The following is a 15194-nucleotide window of genomic DNA, read 5'->3' on the forward strand; positions in this document are numbered from 1 at the left end:
CGGCATCGGCAAGGCGGGTGGCTCCGAATCCGTTTCCTGTGTTGCCCCTCACATAGTGCCTAAGGGCCCGGCTGTCATCAAAGGATGATGATTCCCGCGCCGCGCTGCGGCAGATGCGGCCCATGGCCGCGCCCGGAAGCTGCCCCTGGGGCAGTCTGAAACGCAAAAGGCCCGCCGGAGGCAGGCCATCTTGCATCAGGACGGGCTGGGCGGAAGCGTTCAGGCCGCCATCGGCGCGAGGATGCTGTCGAGCAGGCTGAACCGGCGGGCGTCGTGATCGCCCATGCCAGTGCGGGCCAGCGCGCGGCCGTCTTCGCTGGCAAGAACCTGGCGGGTTTCGGTCAGCGACAGCTGGTGGAAGGCGCCGTCTTCGCCCGCGTCCTCGCCGTTGCCCGCGGGCAGCAGCATGCCGCTTTCGGCCCAGATCAGCTCTTCCTCTTCGAACTCCACGTGGATGCGGCCAAGACGCTCGGGGGCTGCGGGAGTGATGCCCTTGTAACCCGCCAGCGCGATCAGCTTGACCACCACTACCGGCAGGCCGAACAGGCGCTCGGCAGTCTCCATCTCCAGCGCCACCTTCTGATCCGAGGGCAGCATCAGGTCGCTGTCGTTGCCAAGCGCGCCCGCGGGCACATGCATCAGCGTGGTGAGCCGCGGTACTGCGTGTTTCACAGCTTTCACCGGCTGGGCGCCGCCATCGAGAGTGTAGACCATGTCGCCGGGCTTGAGGTCGCGGGCCTGCTTGAAGCCTTCCTCGGTTTCCACCAGCGTTGCGGGCAGAAAGCCGCCGCTGCGCGGGCGGGCGCGGCGGACTGCCGGGGACTGGGGCATCGGAAGGGGGGTGTCCAGCAGCAGGTCAACCGGCGCAAAGTCAGCGAAAGTTGTGAAGTGATCCAGCAGCATGGTGTCGTCCCTTCTGAGCCATCCGTCCCGGCGTTTTGCCGATGAGGCCAATTGGCCAGCGAATTGGGCCGAAATTGGGGCAAGCTTGGGCCGATTGCGGGACGGGGCGTTTTTTCGGGGACAAACCGGCGTTTCTCACGGTGATTGTTAACCTTTGCCCCAGGCTGGGAGAGGTTTTGTTAACATTTGGCGCCGCTCGTTCCATGGGCCCCGCCGGTGGGCCGAATCTGATTCCGCTAGGGTTAACGATGCCTTGACCGTTTGGGCCGGACTCTAACCTTTGCTCCGGCCCGGCGGGGAGGCTGGATCCAAGCCCTTGAAATCATGGAGTGCGGGCACGGAAAAGGGCGCCCGAAAGCGCCCCTGCCGCGTCTTTGCTTTGGCTGAGCGGTGCAGGTTACTGCTCGCAGGCCCCGATCAGCTCCTCATACTGCTGGGTTACCCAGCCAAGCGCTTGCTCAGGGTTGCGGTCCTCAATCTGGCCGATCATCCGCTCGAAGACCACCGCCGAGCGGCTTTCGTCAACAATGGTAAACGACTGGCCGGTCATCACCACATTGTAGAGGAAGAAGGCAATTGCCACGAGCAGGATGCCGCGCAGCACCCCGAAGAAGAAGCCCGCCCCCTGGTCGATCCCGCCAAGCGCAGAGCGCTGCACCATGGTGGAGAACAGAGGTGTGAAGAAGGAGACCACGATCAGCGCCAGCGCAAAGACCGCGGCAAAGGCGGCGATGATCGACAGTTCGCAGCTGCCCGCGATGAATTCTCCGATGACCGGGACCTCAGCCATCAGCGGCTCCACCTGCGGTGCAAAGATGAAGGCGAGGATGCCGGCCGCGATCCAGCCCGCAATCGCCATCGCCTCGCGCACGAAACCCCGCGAATAGGCCAGCAAGGCCGAAACGACTATGACCAGGGCGACAACCCCGTCGATGATGGTAAATCCGTCCATGTCCCTCGCCCGTTAACCTGCGATTTGAAATTTTTGCGACCTTAGCCGGCCCCGAAGAATTCGCCAACAAACCCCGCGAGATCGGTGGTCTGGCGCAGGGTCAGACCGCGAATGGCCGCGGATTTGCCGCCGCTGGGGGCGATGGCAGCGGTGAAACCAAGTTTTTGCGCCTCTTTCAACCGGTTTTCGGTTTGCGGCGCAGGGCGCAGGGCGCCCGATAGCGAGATTTCTCCGAAAATTGCCGTATCCGCGGGCAGGGCGGTGTCTTCGCGGGCACTGAGCAGGGCCGCTGCCACCGCAAGGTCCGCCGCGGGTTCGGAAATCTTGATGCCGCCCGCGACGTTCAGATACACGTCGAGCCCGGCAAAGGGAATGCCGCAGCGCGCTTCCAGAACGGCGAGGATCATCGCCAGCCGCGACGAGTCCCAGCCCACTACAGCGCGGCGCGGCTGCGAATGCGGCGAAGGCGCAATCAGCGCCTGCATCTCCACCAGCACCGGCCTTGTGCCTTCGATGCCCGCAAAGACCACCGAGCCGGGAGAGGGCGCGCCGCGTTCCGAAAGGAACAGGGCGGAGGGGTTCACTACTTCTGCAAGCCCGCCGCCGGTCATCTCGAAGACGCCGATCTCATCCGCCGGGCCGAAGCGGTTCTTGACCGCGCGCAGAATGCGGAACTGGTGGCCGCGCTCGCCCTCGAAGTACAGAACGGTATCGACCATATGCTCCACCACGCGCGGGCCTGCGATCTGGCCTTCCTTGGTGACATGGCCCACCATGATGACGGAAATCCCGTTCCGCTTGGCAAAGGTGGTGAGCTCATGCGCCGCCGCGCGCACCTGGCTGACCGAGCCTGGGGCGCTGTCGACGTGGTCGGCCCACATGGTCTGGATCGAGTCGATGATGGCAAGCTGCGGCTTCTCGGCCTCCAGCGTGGTGAGGATGTCGCGCAAGTTGGTCTCTGCCGCGAGCTGCACCGGCGCATCAGCCAGCCCCAGCCGTTGCGCCCGCATCCGCACCTGGGCGGAGGCTTCCTCGCCGCTGACATAGACCGTCTTCAGCCCGGCATGGGCAAAACGCGCCGCCGCCTGCAGAAGAAGGGTGGATTTGCCAATTCCGGGGTCGCCGCCGACCAGGATGGCCGAGGCGGGCACCAGTCCGCCGCCCAGAACGCGGTCCAGTTCCGCCACACCGCAGCAAGTACGGGGGGGCGGCGTTTCGCGCGCGGAAAGATCCGTTAGTTGGATGGTGCGCCCGCGGCGCACGCCGAGCGACTTCTTGGCCGGGCCTGAGCTCAGCCCCTGGTCCTCGGTGATGGTGTTCCAATCGCCGCAGCCTTCGCAGCGGCCGGACCATTTGGAAAAGCTGGCTCCGCAGGCGGAGCAGGAGAAGGTTGTTTTAGCCATCCCCGGTTACTGCCCGGGTTTGGCGCCCGCCTCAAGCCCCGCCGTTACACACGGCCTCAATCGGCGCGGCGCGGCGGCTGCATCGGCACGACGCTGCTGCCGGTGCCGGCGCCGGGGTCAGTGCCGTCCGGTGTGCCGTGCAGCTGTGCCGACAGTTCCGGCATCAGTTCGAAGACTTCCTCCCGCAAGCGGCTGAGCTGCGATTTTGCCAGCGATTCCTCGATTTCCACATCCCGCGTCCATTGGCGCAGTTCGGCCACCACTGCCTTGATATCCTCCAGCCGGCCCTGGAAGGCTTCGACCTCCTCCTGGCGCTGCTTCAGGAAGGTCCGGGCGCGCTGGACATTGGCATCAGAGTAGGTTTTTGCCAGGTCCTGACTGATCTGGCTCATCTGCGCCGCCACTTCCAGGACTTCCGGTTCCAAGTTGCCCAGGTCCGGATGGCTGCGCATGAAGGCCAGCCGCTCCTTGACGGCATCGAACTCCGAGGCGGTGTTGAACAGGCCCTTGCGGTCCGCGGCATGGGCAGCGTGATAAGCGCGGGCCACATCTTCCATCTGCAGGGAGAACTTCCGGTGCGAGGTCTCCAGCGCCAGCATCCGGCCGTTAGACGGCAGGTAGAAGGCCAGCATAACCGCCAGCGCCGTGAGAGCGATCTGCGCCACCATGCCGGCCTGCGGATACAGCGTTCCATCCAGCCCCGCCTGCAGCGTGAGCCAGGGCCAGACCCCGGCCGCGGACAGCGCGGTCGCCACGACCGCGCCGACTGCGGCGGCGCAGATCAGGGCAAAGGTCAGGCGCAGGAACAGCGTCTGAGCTTTGGTCAGGACATCGTGAAAAGCAGTCATGCGTACCCCTCCAGTAAATCATTACCCCCCGCGGGCTGGCGGCGGGCTGGGTGGCCTCGCAGGCCCTCCGCGGCAGCGTCCTCGGAACATGTCAACGCGGCGGACCGGCAAAATGTTGCACAAGATTCAAACTTTTGGCAATTTTTTGCCTCGGGCAGAGCCGGGGGCTTGCAGCCGTTTCCAGTCCTCGCGTGCGGCGGGACATACAGGCCCGGCAGATACAGCCGCCCTGCGGCCGCATTTGCGGTCCGTGCGGTGATGAGATGTGGCGGCATTCCGGCCATCGGCCCCCTTCCGGCAGCAACAAGTGGATCTCCGGGGGCCAGCACGCCAGGGGGGAGCCCAGTCAGGGCGCAGCGCACAGACCCAGGTGCGGGATCCCGGGTGTTTCATCTTATTCAATTGGGGCGGTTTACCCGAGGATCAAGAAGTTATAGCGGCAGAACGCAGCAAGCACCGCCGGCGGGCGTCAGAATGGGCAACTGCCCCTCGCACGCACCTGGCAAAGCGGGAGGGAGGGCGCTGCTGCCCGCCGCGATGATTCGCGGCCGCCTTGTGAAACTTCTGGAAAAAGCCGCCCCGGGCGGAGCCAGCTGGGGGCGTGGCTCTAGCGCACCGCCTCGATCGGTCCTTCGGCGCGGCCGTGGATGAACTGTTCCACGTAAAGATCGCCGGAGGCGTCCATTTCGGCAACCGGGCCGGTCCACTGGATCACCCCGCCGTGCAGCATCGCCACATTATCGGCAATTGCGCGCACCGACGTCATGTCGTGGGTGATGGTCATTGCGGTGGCGCCCATTTCCACCACGATCTCGCGGATCAGGTCGTTGATCACGCCCGACATGATCGGATCGAGCCCGGTCGTGGGCTCGTCGAAGAAAATGATCTCGGGCTCGGCAGCGATGGCGCGCGCCAGGCCGACGCGTTTCTGCATGCCGCCGGACAGTTCGGCCGGCAGCAGGTCGGCAACGGCTGATTTGAGGCCGACCCGGCGCAGTTTCTCGATGGCGATCTCCCGGGCTTCCTCCACCGGGCGCTTGAGCGCCCCGCGCAACAGGCGAAAGGCCACATTCTGCCAGACCGGCAGCGAGTCGAACAGCGCACCGCCCTGGAACAGCATCCCGAACCGGGCGAGGAAGGCATCGCGGTCGCCCGCGCCAGCCGGCTTGCCATCGACCAGGATCTGGCCGGAATCGGGCTGGATCAGGCCGAGGATGCACTTCAGCGCCACTGACTTTCCGGTGCCGGAGCCGCCGATGATCACCATCGAGCTGCCCTTTGCGATTTCCAGATTCATGCCATTGAGCACGTGATTGCCGCCAAAGGCCTTGTGCACGTTTTCCATTCTAATCATTGATCACCTCAAAGTCCGAGGGGCGAGGGCTGCGGTGCCATGGCACCTTTCCGCGTTCCCAGCGCAAATCTGCGCCGATGTCTTCAAGGTCTTGAACGGGATCGTTGAGAACTTGAACCTGGTATGTGATTTTGGAAGCGAACCGGTCATCAAGCACTTTCTCTTCAGGCGGGACGAGGCCGAACCAGATGTCCCCAGTGCTGCGCTTTTCAAAGGCAGCAAATTGAAGGCTTGCGTCGTTCACTCCTGCAGGAGCCTTTGAGTTGAAAGAGCCTCCGCGCACGATTCTGAGTTCCGGCTGGGCGCAGCCCGCCACGAAGACTGCTGCAAGGAGTGTCCCGCATGCCCGGCTCATAGCGAGAAGAACACACCGGTCAGGATGAAGTTGGCGGCCAGGATCAGCACCGCGGCGGCTTCGACCGAACCCTTGGTGGCCCGGCCAACGCCCTGCGCGCCGCGGCCCGATGTCATGCCGTAATAGCAGCCCATCATTGCCGCGATGGTGCCGAAGGCGGCGCCCTTGGTTAGCGAGGACAGGATATCCAGCGCCTCCAGGAAGTTGACCGTGTTCTTGAGGTAGGCGGCGGCATTGAAGCCGAGGTTCTGGGTTGCCACGGTGTAGCCGCCGGCGATGCCGATGATGTCGCCCACGCCAACCAGCAGCGGAACGGTGATCAGCGCCGCCAGCACCCGCGGGGCGACCAGGTATTTCATCGGGTGCGTCGAAAGCGTCACCAGCGCGTCGATCTGCTCCGTCACCTTCATGGTGGCGATCTCGGCGGCAATTGAAGAGGTGACGCGCGCGGCGATCATCAGCCCCACCAGCACCGGGCCCAGCTCGCGCACCATGCCGATGGCGACGATCTGCGGCACCACGGCTTCGGCGTTGAAGCGGGCGCCTCCGGCATAGATTTGCAGTGCCAGCGCGCCGCCGGTGAAGATCGCGGTAAGGCCCACCACCGGCAGCGACAGCCAGCCGATGTTCATCAGTGCGTGCAGGAACTCGCGCGGGTAGAAAGGCGGGCGCAGCATGTGGCTGAAGGCGCTGAGTGCAAAGATCGCTGCGCGCCCAACCGCCGCCAGCGCCGCGAGCGACGTGCCGCCGAGGCGGGCGAGGAGGGCGAGCGGGTTCATCCCTGGTAGGTCCGCGCGTAACGGTGCCCGAGACCGGTCAGAATCTCGTAGCCGATGGTGCCCGCGGCATCGGCCAGAGTGTCGACCGTCTGCTGCTCGTTGAGGATGGCAAGCGCGGCCGGCGGCTCCTCCAGATCGGTCACATCCACCGTGATCAGATCCATCGAAATGCGGCCCACCACCGGGCAGGGGATGTCCCCGGCATAGACCATGAGGCCGGTGCCGCTCATTGCGCGGTGCAGCCCGTCGGCATAGCCCGCCGCGACGGTGGCGATGCGGCTGGGGCGGCGCGCGGTCCAGGTATTTCCGTAGCCCGCGGTTTCGCCCGGCTCCAGGTCGCGGACCTGGATCACCGGCAGATCCAGATGCACCACGGGCAGCGCATCGGTGAAGGGCCGGCCGCCATAAAGGCCGATGCCGGGGCGGCAGAGGTCAAAGTGGTAGTCGGGACCCAGCATCATGCCGCCGGTCGCCGCCAGCGAGCGCGGGATTTCCAGCCCGTCGGTCATCTCGCGGAAGGCGCGCAGCTGGTGCGGGTTCATCGGGTGGCCGGGCTCGTCGGCGCAGGCGAGGTGCGACATCAGAAGCACCGGGTTCTGGCCGAGTGCGATATCGCGCACCGCACCCCATTCGGCGGGCTCCATGCCGAGCCGGTTCATGCCGCTGTCGAGCTGCACGCCGAAGGGATGGCCTGGCAGGTTCTCGAAATGGCGCAGCATCTGGTCGAGCGAATTCAGCATCGGGGTGAGCTGAAAATCCTTCAGAAGCTTGGTGTCACCGTCCATGTGGCCGGAGAAGACCGAGATCCCCACTCCGGGCCCCAGCGCGCGGCGCAGCGCGCCGCCTTCCTCGGCGGCGGCAACGAAGAAGTTGCGCACCCCCGCCTTGGCCAGCGCCTGGCCGACGCGGCCGGCGTCGAGGCCATAGCCATTGGCCTTGACCACCGCTGCGGTTTCGCAGCGGGTCAGGGCGTCCAGGTTCCGCCAGTTGGCCACCAGCGCATCCAGGTTGATTGTCAGTCTTGCCGTGCTCATGCGCCGTTCATGACATGGGCGGCTGGCAGGTCAAGGGGAAAGGCGGCGCGGGCGGCCTTTCGCCGGGCGGAGGCTGCGGGAAATCGCCGGTTTACCGTGCCGCGGCAGCTGGTTAGCCTCGCCTTCAATCATCTGAGGAATTGATCGGCCAACGCGGGCCGGAGGGACGGGCGGTGGAGACAAAGCTTATGATTGCGGTGATCGGTCCGACGCTGGGGTTCTTCCTGTGGTTCGGCAAGCGGCTGTTCGATGACTGGCGCGCGGCGCGGCGGGCCCGGCACGACAAGCGGAACCTGATCCGCGCGCTTTATGCGGAGATCGATTTCAACACCCGCGACATGGAGCGTTTCCTGGCAAAATCGGTCTCTCCCGAAAAGCTGCGCGCGACACTGGAAGCCTATCCCATGCTGATCCCGCATATCACCGACGCGCGCCATACGGAGATCTACCGCACGCGGATCGCCGAGGTGCATAACGTGGCTGACGGCGCGCTGTTTGCGCTGGTGGATTTCTACGGCACGCTGGAGCGCATCCGGGTGCAGGTGGAGGGGGTGAACCTGCCGAGCTACGGCACGCTGACGCTGGAGGGGCGGATCAACGCGGTCGAGGTGATCCGGCGCACGGCAGAGACGGCGCAGGCGGGCGGCGCGTCACTCTTGCAGAGGTTCGAGCGGGATTTCCCGGATCTTGGGCTGCAGAGGCAGCGGACGGACTGAGCGGCGAGCGGCCCCGTTGAAGTGAAGAGCCGCGCGTCGGCGGAGCGCGCGGCGGCGAGCCGAACGGTCATGACTGGCAGTTTATCCCGGCCAAGTCCGTACGCCCTCGCGAGGAACCGCCCAGCGGCAGCCAAATCGCCGCCGCGTGGGCGCGCGACGGCGATGCGCGGCGGCCTATCGGCCTTGTTCCGCGCTTGGGTACAAATGGAACCGGTTCAATTCCGTGAGAGAGGCGTGCAACTCGCGCGAAAAGCGGGCGCGCTTGGGGGAAGTCGGGGAATGGGGCACAATGCAAACAGCCCGCCCGGCGGCAAGCCGCCCCTCGAAGGGGGCGGCTTTGCAGTTTGGGTCATACGATGATCGGATCGGGTCCAGTCATAATTCACCTTCCTCTTGCTGCTCTCGTGCAGCGGACACCAGTTCTACCAAGTCATGCGCGGAAAATCAATCCGCAGGCCTATCCATGGTGCGGGCGAACAGGTGCTGCACACAAGTGAAACTTAGACGGCAAATTGCCTAATTTCAAGAAAACGCGCCGTTTCGCCACATCATGTAGCAGGTGCCGAAGGCCGGACCCCAAGATACCGTGTCAGTAGCCGTCCTGCTGCTGCTGCCAGGGCTTCGCGAGGTTGCCAAAGCGGGTGAACTGCGCCTCAAACGACAGCTCCACCGTGCCGATGGGGCCGTGACGCTGCTTGCCGACGATGACCTCAGCCTTGGCATGCAGGCGCTCCATCGCCTGCTTCCACTCTTCCATCTTGTCCAGCTCGTGATCACCGGGCTTCTCGCGTTCCTTGTAGTATTCCTCGCGGAACACGAACATCACCACGTCGGCGTCCTGTTCGATCGAGCCCGATTCACGCAGGTCCGAAAGCTGCGGGCGCTTGTCGTCGCGGTTTTCCACCTGGCGGGAAAGCTGTGACAGGGCGATCACCGGGATGTTCAGCTCTTTGGCGATGGCTTTCATCCCCATTGAAATCTCGGCGATCTCGTTGACCCGGTTGTCGGCCATGCCGCGGCAGAGCTGCAGGTAGTCGATCACCAGAAGGTCGAGCCCATGCGTCCGCTTCAGCCGCCGCGCGCGCGCCGCCAGCTGGGAGATCGGGATCGCGGGGGTATCGTCGATGAACAGCGGGCAGCTTTCCAGGTCCTTTGCCGCCTGCACGAAACGGCGGAACTCGGCCTCGGTCATGTCGCCCTGGCGGATCTTGTGCGAGGAGATTTCCGAGGCTTCCGCCAGAATCCGCCCCGCCAGCTGCTCGGCCGACATCTCGAGCGAGAAGAAGCCCACCACGCCGCCGTCAATGGCGCCTTCGGTGCCGTCCGGCTTTACCCCGCGCTTGTAAGCCTTGGCGACGTTGAAGGCGATGTTGGTCGCGAGCGAAGTTTTCCCCATCGAGGGGCGCCCGGCAAGGATCAGAAGGTCCGAGGGGTGCAACCCGCCAAGCTGCTTGTCGAGGTCATCGAGCCCGGTGGAGATACCGGCCATGCCGCCGCCGCGCTGGTAGGCCTCGTTGGTGACGTTGACCGCCTCGGTCACCGCTTTCAGGAAGGATTTGAAGCCGCTTTCGGTCTGGCCCTGCTCGGCCAGCTGGTAAAGCGACTGTTCCGCTTCCACGATCTGCTCGCGCGGCTCGGAGGCGACATCGACGCGGCGCGCCTTCTCCGAGATGCTCTGCCCCAGCGCGATCAGCTCGCGCCGGATCGCCAGATCATAGATCATCTGCGCGTAGTCGCGCACGGCAAAGGCCGAGATCGAGGCGCCCGCGAGCTTGGCCAGATAGGCCGGGCCGCCCAGTTCCTTCAGACCCTCGTGGTCTTCCAGGAAGGCCTTCAGCGTCACCGGCGAGGCCAGCGCGTTCTTGGAGATCCGCGCGGCCGCGACCTCGTAGATGCGGGCGTGGACCGGGTCGTAGAAGTGGCTGGAATTGATGATCGAGGCGACCTTGTCGTAGACCTCGTTGTTGGTCAGGATCGCGCCCAGAAGCTGCTGCTCCGCCTCCACCGAGTGCGGAAGCTCGTTGTCCGGCATCGCCGCGCCGCTGGCGGGCTGATCGGGCATCGGGGCGGGCGGAACATTGCCGTCGAAAGGGGTAATCTCGTTCATCACTGCTCTCGTCGTTTGGCCGCTCTCATTAGGCGGTTTGCCCGCAGCTGGCTATCTGGAAATCCCTGGGGATGGGGTGTGGATATCCGCTGCTGTGCCTGTGGGCAAAATGTGCCGGCTTCCGCCCGCTATTGGTGTTCAGCCTACATTATGGGGTCTGCACTGCATAGTCCCCCAGATATCTGCCCGGGCACGATTCGCGGGCGGGCTTGTCCACAGGCCGCCCGCGTGAGGTCCCGCTACGTCAGGCGGGTTTATGCGCGTCCTGCCAGGCACGCGGGTCCTTCAGGAACCGCTCGACTTCGTCCAGCGTCTCAGCGCCAAAGACACCCTGCGCGCGCGCCTCGGCCAGGACGTCCCACCAAGTGCAGAGATAGTGAAGCTCCACCCCGTGATCGCCCAGCGTCTTCTTAGTTTCCGGGAAAATATCGTAGTAGAAGATCACCGCGGTATGGCCGCAGGTTGCCCCGGTCTCGCGGATCGCATCCACGAAGGACAGTTTCGAGCCGCCGTCTGTGGTCAGATCCTCCACCAGCAGCACCCGCTCGCCCTCGCTCATCGCGCCTTCGATGCGGGCATTCTTGCCGTAGCCCTTGGGTTTTTTGCGCACATAGGTCATCGGCAGTGCCAGCCGCTCCGCCACCAGCGCAGCGAACGGGATGCCCGCAGTCTCGCCGCCGGCGATGTTGTCAAAAGCTTCGAAACCTGCATTGCGCATCACGGTGACGGCCATGAAGTCCATCAGGGTGGAGCGGATGCGCGGGAAGGAGATCAGCTTGCGGCAGTCGATGTAGCTGGGCGAGGGCAGGCCGGAGGCGAGCGTGTAGGGCGTTTCGGTGTTGAAGTTCACCGCGCCGATTTCCAGCAGCATCCGGGCCGAGAGACGGGCGATTTCCTCTTTCGAGGGGTAGGAGGTGGGGATCATGGGCGCATCCTTTCCGGCATGGGTCTGCCCGTCCTTAGACCGGATGCCCGCCGGTTTGAAGCCCTGGCCTGCGCAAACGCAAAGCGCCGGGCCGCCCGGGGCCCGGCGCTGCTATTGCAAAGTGATAACCCGGTCTCAGAACAGGAAGTCGTTGCCCGAGAGGTCGGACATTGCGACGTCTTCCAGGGTAATGCTGTTGCCCCGGTTGTCGCTGATCACCGCGTCGCCGTCTGCGTTCTCGCTCAGGTGGTTGTTCTTCAGGTCGCGGAAGCTCTTGATCGGGCTGACATCGGAGAGATCGATCTTTTCCTTGCGCCCGGCGGTATGGAAATCGCTCACGGTGTCGTTCCCAAAGGCGCCGCGGAACACGAAGCAGTCATAGCCGCCGTCACCGTTCAGCACGTCGTCGCCGCCGCCGCCGTCCAGCTTGTCCTTGCCGCCGCCGCCGGAGAGCGTGTCGTTGCCGTTCAGGCCAAAAAGCCTGTCGTTGCCGTTTTCGCCCTCGAGCGCGTTGCGGCCGCCGCTGCCGGTAATGCTGTCGCGGTGATCCGAACCGCGGACGTCCTCGATGTGGCGCAGGCTGTCGCGGTCGCCAAAGCCATCAATGGCAAAGCCCTTGTGGAGCTTGACGGTCACCCCCTCATCGCCGCCGTAGCGGTCGTCGCGGTCATAGCGGACCTGATCGCGGCCCCCGGCGCCGTCCATCATGTCCTCGCCCGCCAGCCCGCGGAAGATGTTGCGCCCGCCGTTTCCGGTAAAGCCGTCGTCATGCGCCGAGCCGCGCAGCATCTCGATCGAGTTCAATGTGTCGGTCTTCCCCCAGCCATCGGTGGCCTCGCCGGTCTTGAGGTTGACGGTGACACCGTTCGGGTCCTCATTGAAGGTGACCTGATCGATGCCCTGGCCACCGTCGTAAGTGTCGCGCCCGTCCGAGCTGCGGAAATAGTCATCCCCGATCCCGCCATGAAAAACGTCGCGGCCTTCGGAGCCGTGGAACTCATCATCCTCGCTGACGCTGTAGTGATCGAATTCGGTCCAGGCGATGTCCTGGCCGGGGGCGAAGGCGCCTGTGGGCGTGCCGAACCCGGTGATCGAATTGTCAAACGCCTCCCATGCCGAAATCGAACTGAAGTCCGGCACGGGGCCGTCGAGCACGAAATAGATGTCGGAATCGGTGAAGTCGCCGGTGCTGAAGTTCACCCCGATGATGGTGGTGGTGCCTTCGCTCCAGGTGACGCTGGCGGCAAAGGTCGTCATATGGCCCGACTCGTCAAGCTCATGCGTGCTATGGCCGTCCAGCATCACGTGATAGGATTCATCCTCGATTTCGATGGAGGGCACGCCTTCGTCCTCTTCGCCGGTCAGCGAATAGGAGAAGGTGGTGGCGGAGTCGGGCACGGTGATGACCGCCTCCGCAGTGCCGATCTCGTGGGGGTCTCCATTCACAAAGTCCAGCCGGATGCCTTGCAGGGTAATCGTTGTCATATCTGGCTCATCTCTTAACAAATTACGGCGTCAGCACCGGCTGACGCTTCAATATTGGCGATCTGAGCCCTGCGAATCGATTCCCTTCAACTGTTATGCTTTACCGGAGGTAAAGATGGCGGCAGCTGTGGCTATTTCACGTCCCAGAACACCGGAAAGCCCGGGTCGAACACGGTGACAGGGCCGTCGCCGGTCCCGATCTTTTCCGGGAAGGCTGCTGCCTCATCGCTCTTTCGTAAGGTCAGCGTGTCTTCATTGACCGGCAGGCCATAGAAAGCCGGGCCGTTTTCTGATGCAAAGCCCGCGAGCCTGTCGAGCGCGCCTTCTTCCTCGAACACATGGGCGAGGAGCGCCATCGTGTTGGGCGCGGTGAAACAGCCCGCACAGCCGCAGGCGCTTTCCTTGTTGGCGTCGGTATGCGGAGCGGAGTCGGTGCCGAGGAAAAACCGCGCATCGCCCGAAGTAGCCGCCGCGCGCAGGGCGAGCCGGTGTTCTTCACGCTTGGCCACCGGCAGGCAGTAGTAATGCGGTTTGATACCGCCTGCGAGGATATGGTTGCGGTTGATGATCAGGTGATGCGTGGTGATGGTGGCGCCCAGGTCCAGGTCATGCGCGCGCACGTAGTCGGCGCCGTTCTTTGTGGTGATATGCTCCATCACCACCCGCAGGCCCGGCGTCGCCTTGCGGATCGGGTCCAGCACCCGGTCGATGAACACCGCCTCGCGGTCGAAGATGTCGACCTCGCTGTCCGTCACCTCGCCGTGCACGCAGAGCGGCAGGCCGATCTCGGCCATCTTTTCCAAGACACCGCGCACCTTGCTGAAATCGCTGACGCCGGAAGCCGAGTTGGTGGTGGCGCCCGCCGGGTAGAGCTTCACCGCCTGCACCAGCCCGCTGGCATGGGCGGCGGCGACGTCTTCCGGGTCGGTATCCTCGGTGAGGTAGAGCGTCATCAGCGGCGCAAACGACATGCCTTCGGGCAGTGCGGCGAGAATGCGGTCGCGGTAGGCGGCGGCCTGCGCCCCGGTCACCACCGGCGGCACCAGGTTGGGCATGATGATCGCCCGGGCGAAATGGCGGGCGGTTTCGGGCAGGACGGCCTCCAGCACCGCGCCGTCGCGCAGATGCAGGTGCCAGTCGTCGGGCCGGGGGATGGTCAGCTCACGGGTCATGCCGTGGCGTTAGCACAGGCGCCGGCCAAAAAGAAGCGCTTCGATGCAGGATCGCGGGACCGTTTTGCGCTGCTTCCGGGCGGGGGGTCAGCGCTTCGGCGGCAGGGTGAACTCGCCGGCTGCGGCGCGTTTCTCCAGTCCCTGCAGGCGGCGGCGGAAGCGCGGCGCGCGCAGCCGCTCGGCCACGTTGCGGCACAGGAGCGTTACCAGGTAGGGCCGGTCGTTCTCGTCCAGCCGCGCCATCAGGCTGCGCAGGTAGGCGGAGTTGTTGCGCCGGTTGCGGTAGAGCTTGTGGAAGGCCCGCGCGCTCAGCCGTCCCCCGCCCGCCAGCGACAGGATGTGGTAAAGCACCTCCATCTCGATCAGCCGGGTCTGCACCGTGGCGCCGAGGTTCGGGGTGCGCAGCCGGGTGACGTTCGGGCGCTGGAACAGCGCCGCGTGCATCGCGTCGAGCCGCTCCATCGGGTCGTAGATTACGAAAGCGTGCTCCGCCGCGTCCAGCATGTCCGGCGCATAGCCGTAGCGGTCGGTGAAAGAGGTGCGGCGCATCTCGACAAAGCGGTCGTCCCACTCGGTCATGCGCGGATCCAGCGTCGCCTGCGGCTGCACCGCCACCACCGCGGCGCCCGGCGAGGCGACCGAGAAGGCCGCCGCCGCATAGCCGCAAGGCCCGGCGCCGTAGAACACCACCCGCTCGAATTCGTCGAAGAAGCCGTCGTCGATCAGCTGGTCGAAGAACTCATAGATCATCTCCTCGCGGAACCAGGTGTCGCCGTCGGAAATCACGCACATATGCGACCAGCCCAGGTTCTTGACCAGATCAAAGCCCAAGGGCTGTGCGAGGTCCGAGAGATTGTGGATGCCCTGAATGGTTTCGAAGGTGACCAGCAGCGTGTTGCCCTGGTCGATGAAGGTCGCGAAGTGCCTCGGGCCAAGGGGCTGCTGCATGCCATTCTGCTCGGCCAGCGCGGCAAGCCGCTCCTTCCACTCGGCCGGCTTCAGCCCGGAGAGGTCTTCGTCCAGATTTTCCAGTCCGTCCTGCATGACGATTGTCCCTGTGCCCGATCCCCTGTGCCCGGCGCCGGTTCCGGCCCTGCGGCCGTGCCCCCGGGATGCCGTTTAACGTTCTCGCTACCCCTGAAATAAGGCTAAAATTGGAAA

14 protein-coding genes are annotated in these 15194 nt (G+C 64.8%); 1 reads left to right on the plus strand and 13 read right to left on the minus strand.

All coding sequences use genetic code 11. The features are described 5' to 3' along the window. Positions 1–219: 219 nt before the first annotated feature. The 8 genes from ACOHWE_RS00400 to alr form a co-directional block, all read right to left on the minus strand. On the minus strand, positions 220–903 hold the full coding sequence (locus tag ACOHWE_RS00400; protein WP_420663409.1) for a Hint domain-containing protein: 684 nt from the start codon (positions 901–903) through the stop codon (positions 220–222). A 397-nt stretch (positions 904–1300) separates the two neighbouring features. Further along, positions 1301–1855 (minus strand): CvpA family protein, encoded by a 555-nt coding sequence (locus tag ACOHWE_RS00405; protein WP_420663410.1) that lies wholly within the window; start codon positions 1853–1855, stop codon positions 1301–1303. A 41-nt stretch (positions 1856–1896) separates the two neighbouring features. Continuing rightward, positions 1897–3258, minus strand: a complete 1362-nt coding sequence (gene radA, locus ACOHWE_RS00410) for a DNA repair protein RadA (RefSeq protein ID WP_420663411.1) — start codon at positions 3256–3258, stop codon at positions 1897–1899. A 56-nt stretch (positions 3259–3314) separates the two neighbouring features. Beyond that, the gene (locus tag ACOHWE_RS00415; protein WP_420663412.1) at positions 3315–4106 is read right to left on the minus strand and encodes a DNA repair protein; all 792 of its coding nucleotides are present in this window, start codon (positions 4104–4106) and stop codon (positions 3315–3317) included. A gap of 607 nt (positions 4107–4713) precedes the next feature. Then, positions 4714–5460 carry an ABC transporter ATP-binding protein gene (locus tag ACOHWE_RS00420; RefSeq protein ID WP_420663413.1) on the minus strand — a complete coding sequence of 249 codons (747 nt, stop codon included), beginning with the start codon at positions 5458–5460 and terminating at the stop codon, positions 4714–4716. After that, positions 5453–5704, minus strand: coding sequence for a hypothetical protein (locus tag ACOHWE_RS00425; RefSeq protein WP_420663414.1), 252 nt, complete (start codon positions 5702–5704; stop codon positions 5453–5455). The genes ACOHWE_RS00420 and ACOHWE_RS00425 overlap by 8 nt, the downstream gene beginning before the upstream one ends. 107 nt (positions 5705–5811) lie before the next feature. After that, positions 5812–6594, minus strand: coding sequence for an MlaE family ABC transporter permease (locus ACOHWE_RS00430; protein ID WP_420663415.1), 783 nt, complete (start codon positions 6592–6594; stop codon positions 5812–5814). Further along, complete coding sequence (gene alr / locus ACOHWE_RS00435; RefSeq protein ID WP_420663416.1) at positions 6591–7628, minus strand: alanine racemase; 1038 nt, start codon at positions 7626–7628, stop codon at positions 6591–6593. The genes ACOHWE_RS00430 and alr overlap by 4 nt, the downstream gene beginning before the upstream one ends. 173 nt (positions 7629–7801) lie before the next feature. On the opposite strand from alr, the gene ACOHWE_RS00440 reads away from it, so the two are divergent. Further along, positions 7802–8344: a hypothetical protein gene (locus tag ACOHWE_RS00440; RefSeq protein WP_420663417.1), complete on the plus strand. Its 543-nt coding sequence runs from the start codon at positions 7802–7804 to the stop codon at positions 8342–8344. 589 nt (positions 8345–8933) lie between these two features. On the opposite strand, the gene ACOHWE_RS00445 is transcribed toward ACOHWE_RS00440, so the two are convergent. The 5 genes from ACOHWE_RS00445 to ACOHWE_RS00465 all read right to left on the minus strand — a co-directional run bounded on the left by ACOHWE_RS00445 (position 8934) and on the right by ACOHWE_RS00465 (position 15077). Beyond that, the gene (locus ACOHWE_RS00445; protein WP_420663419.1) at positions 8934–10451 is read right to left on the minus strand and encodes a replicative DNA helicase; all 1518 of its coding nucleotides are present in this window, start codon (positions 10449–10451) and stop codon (positions 8934–8936) included. Between the two features lie 244 nt (positions 10452–10695). Continuing rightward, positions 10696–11376 carry an orotate phosphoribosyltransferase gene (locus tag ACOHWE_RS00450; RefSeq protein ID WP_420663420.1) on the minus strand — a complete coding sequence of 227 codons (681 nt, stop codon included), beginning with the start codon at positions 11374–11376 and terminating at the stop codon, positions 10696–10698. 135 nt (positions 11377–11511) lie between these two features. After that, entirely contained in the window at positions 11512–12861 is a 1350-nt protein-coding gene (locus ACOHWE_RS00455; RefSeq protein ID WP_420663421.1) for a hypothetical protein, read from the minus strand. Between the two features lie 131 nt (positions 12862–12992). Beyond that, the gene (gene pyrC, locus ACOHWE_RS00460) at positions 12993–14033 is read right to left on the minus strand and encodes a dihydroorotase (protein ID WP_420663422.1); all 1041 of its coding nucleotides are present in this window, start codon (positions 14031–14033) and stop codon (positions 12993–12995) included. Positions 14034–14120: 87 nt separating this feature from the next. After that, complete coding sequence (locus tag ACOHWE_RS00465; RefSeq protein WP_420663423.1) at positions 14121–15077, minus strand: phosphoadenosine phosphosulfate reductase; 957 nt, start codon at positions 15075–15077, stop codon at positions 14121–14123. Positions 15078–15194 lie beyond the last annotated feature (117 nt).

Source organism: Cribrihabitans neustonicus (assembly GCF_048820895.1).
GTDB classification, from domain to species: domain Bacteria; phylum Pseudomonadota; class Alphaproteobacteria; order Rhodobacterales; family Rhodobacteraceae; genus Cribrihabitans_A; species Cribrihabitans_A neustonicus.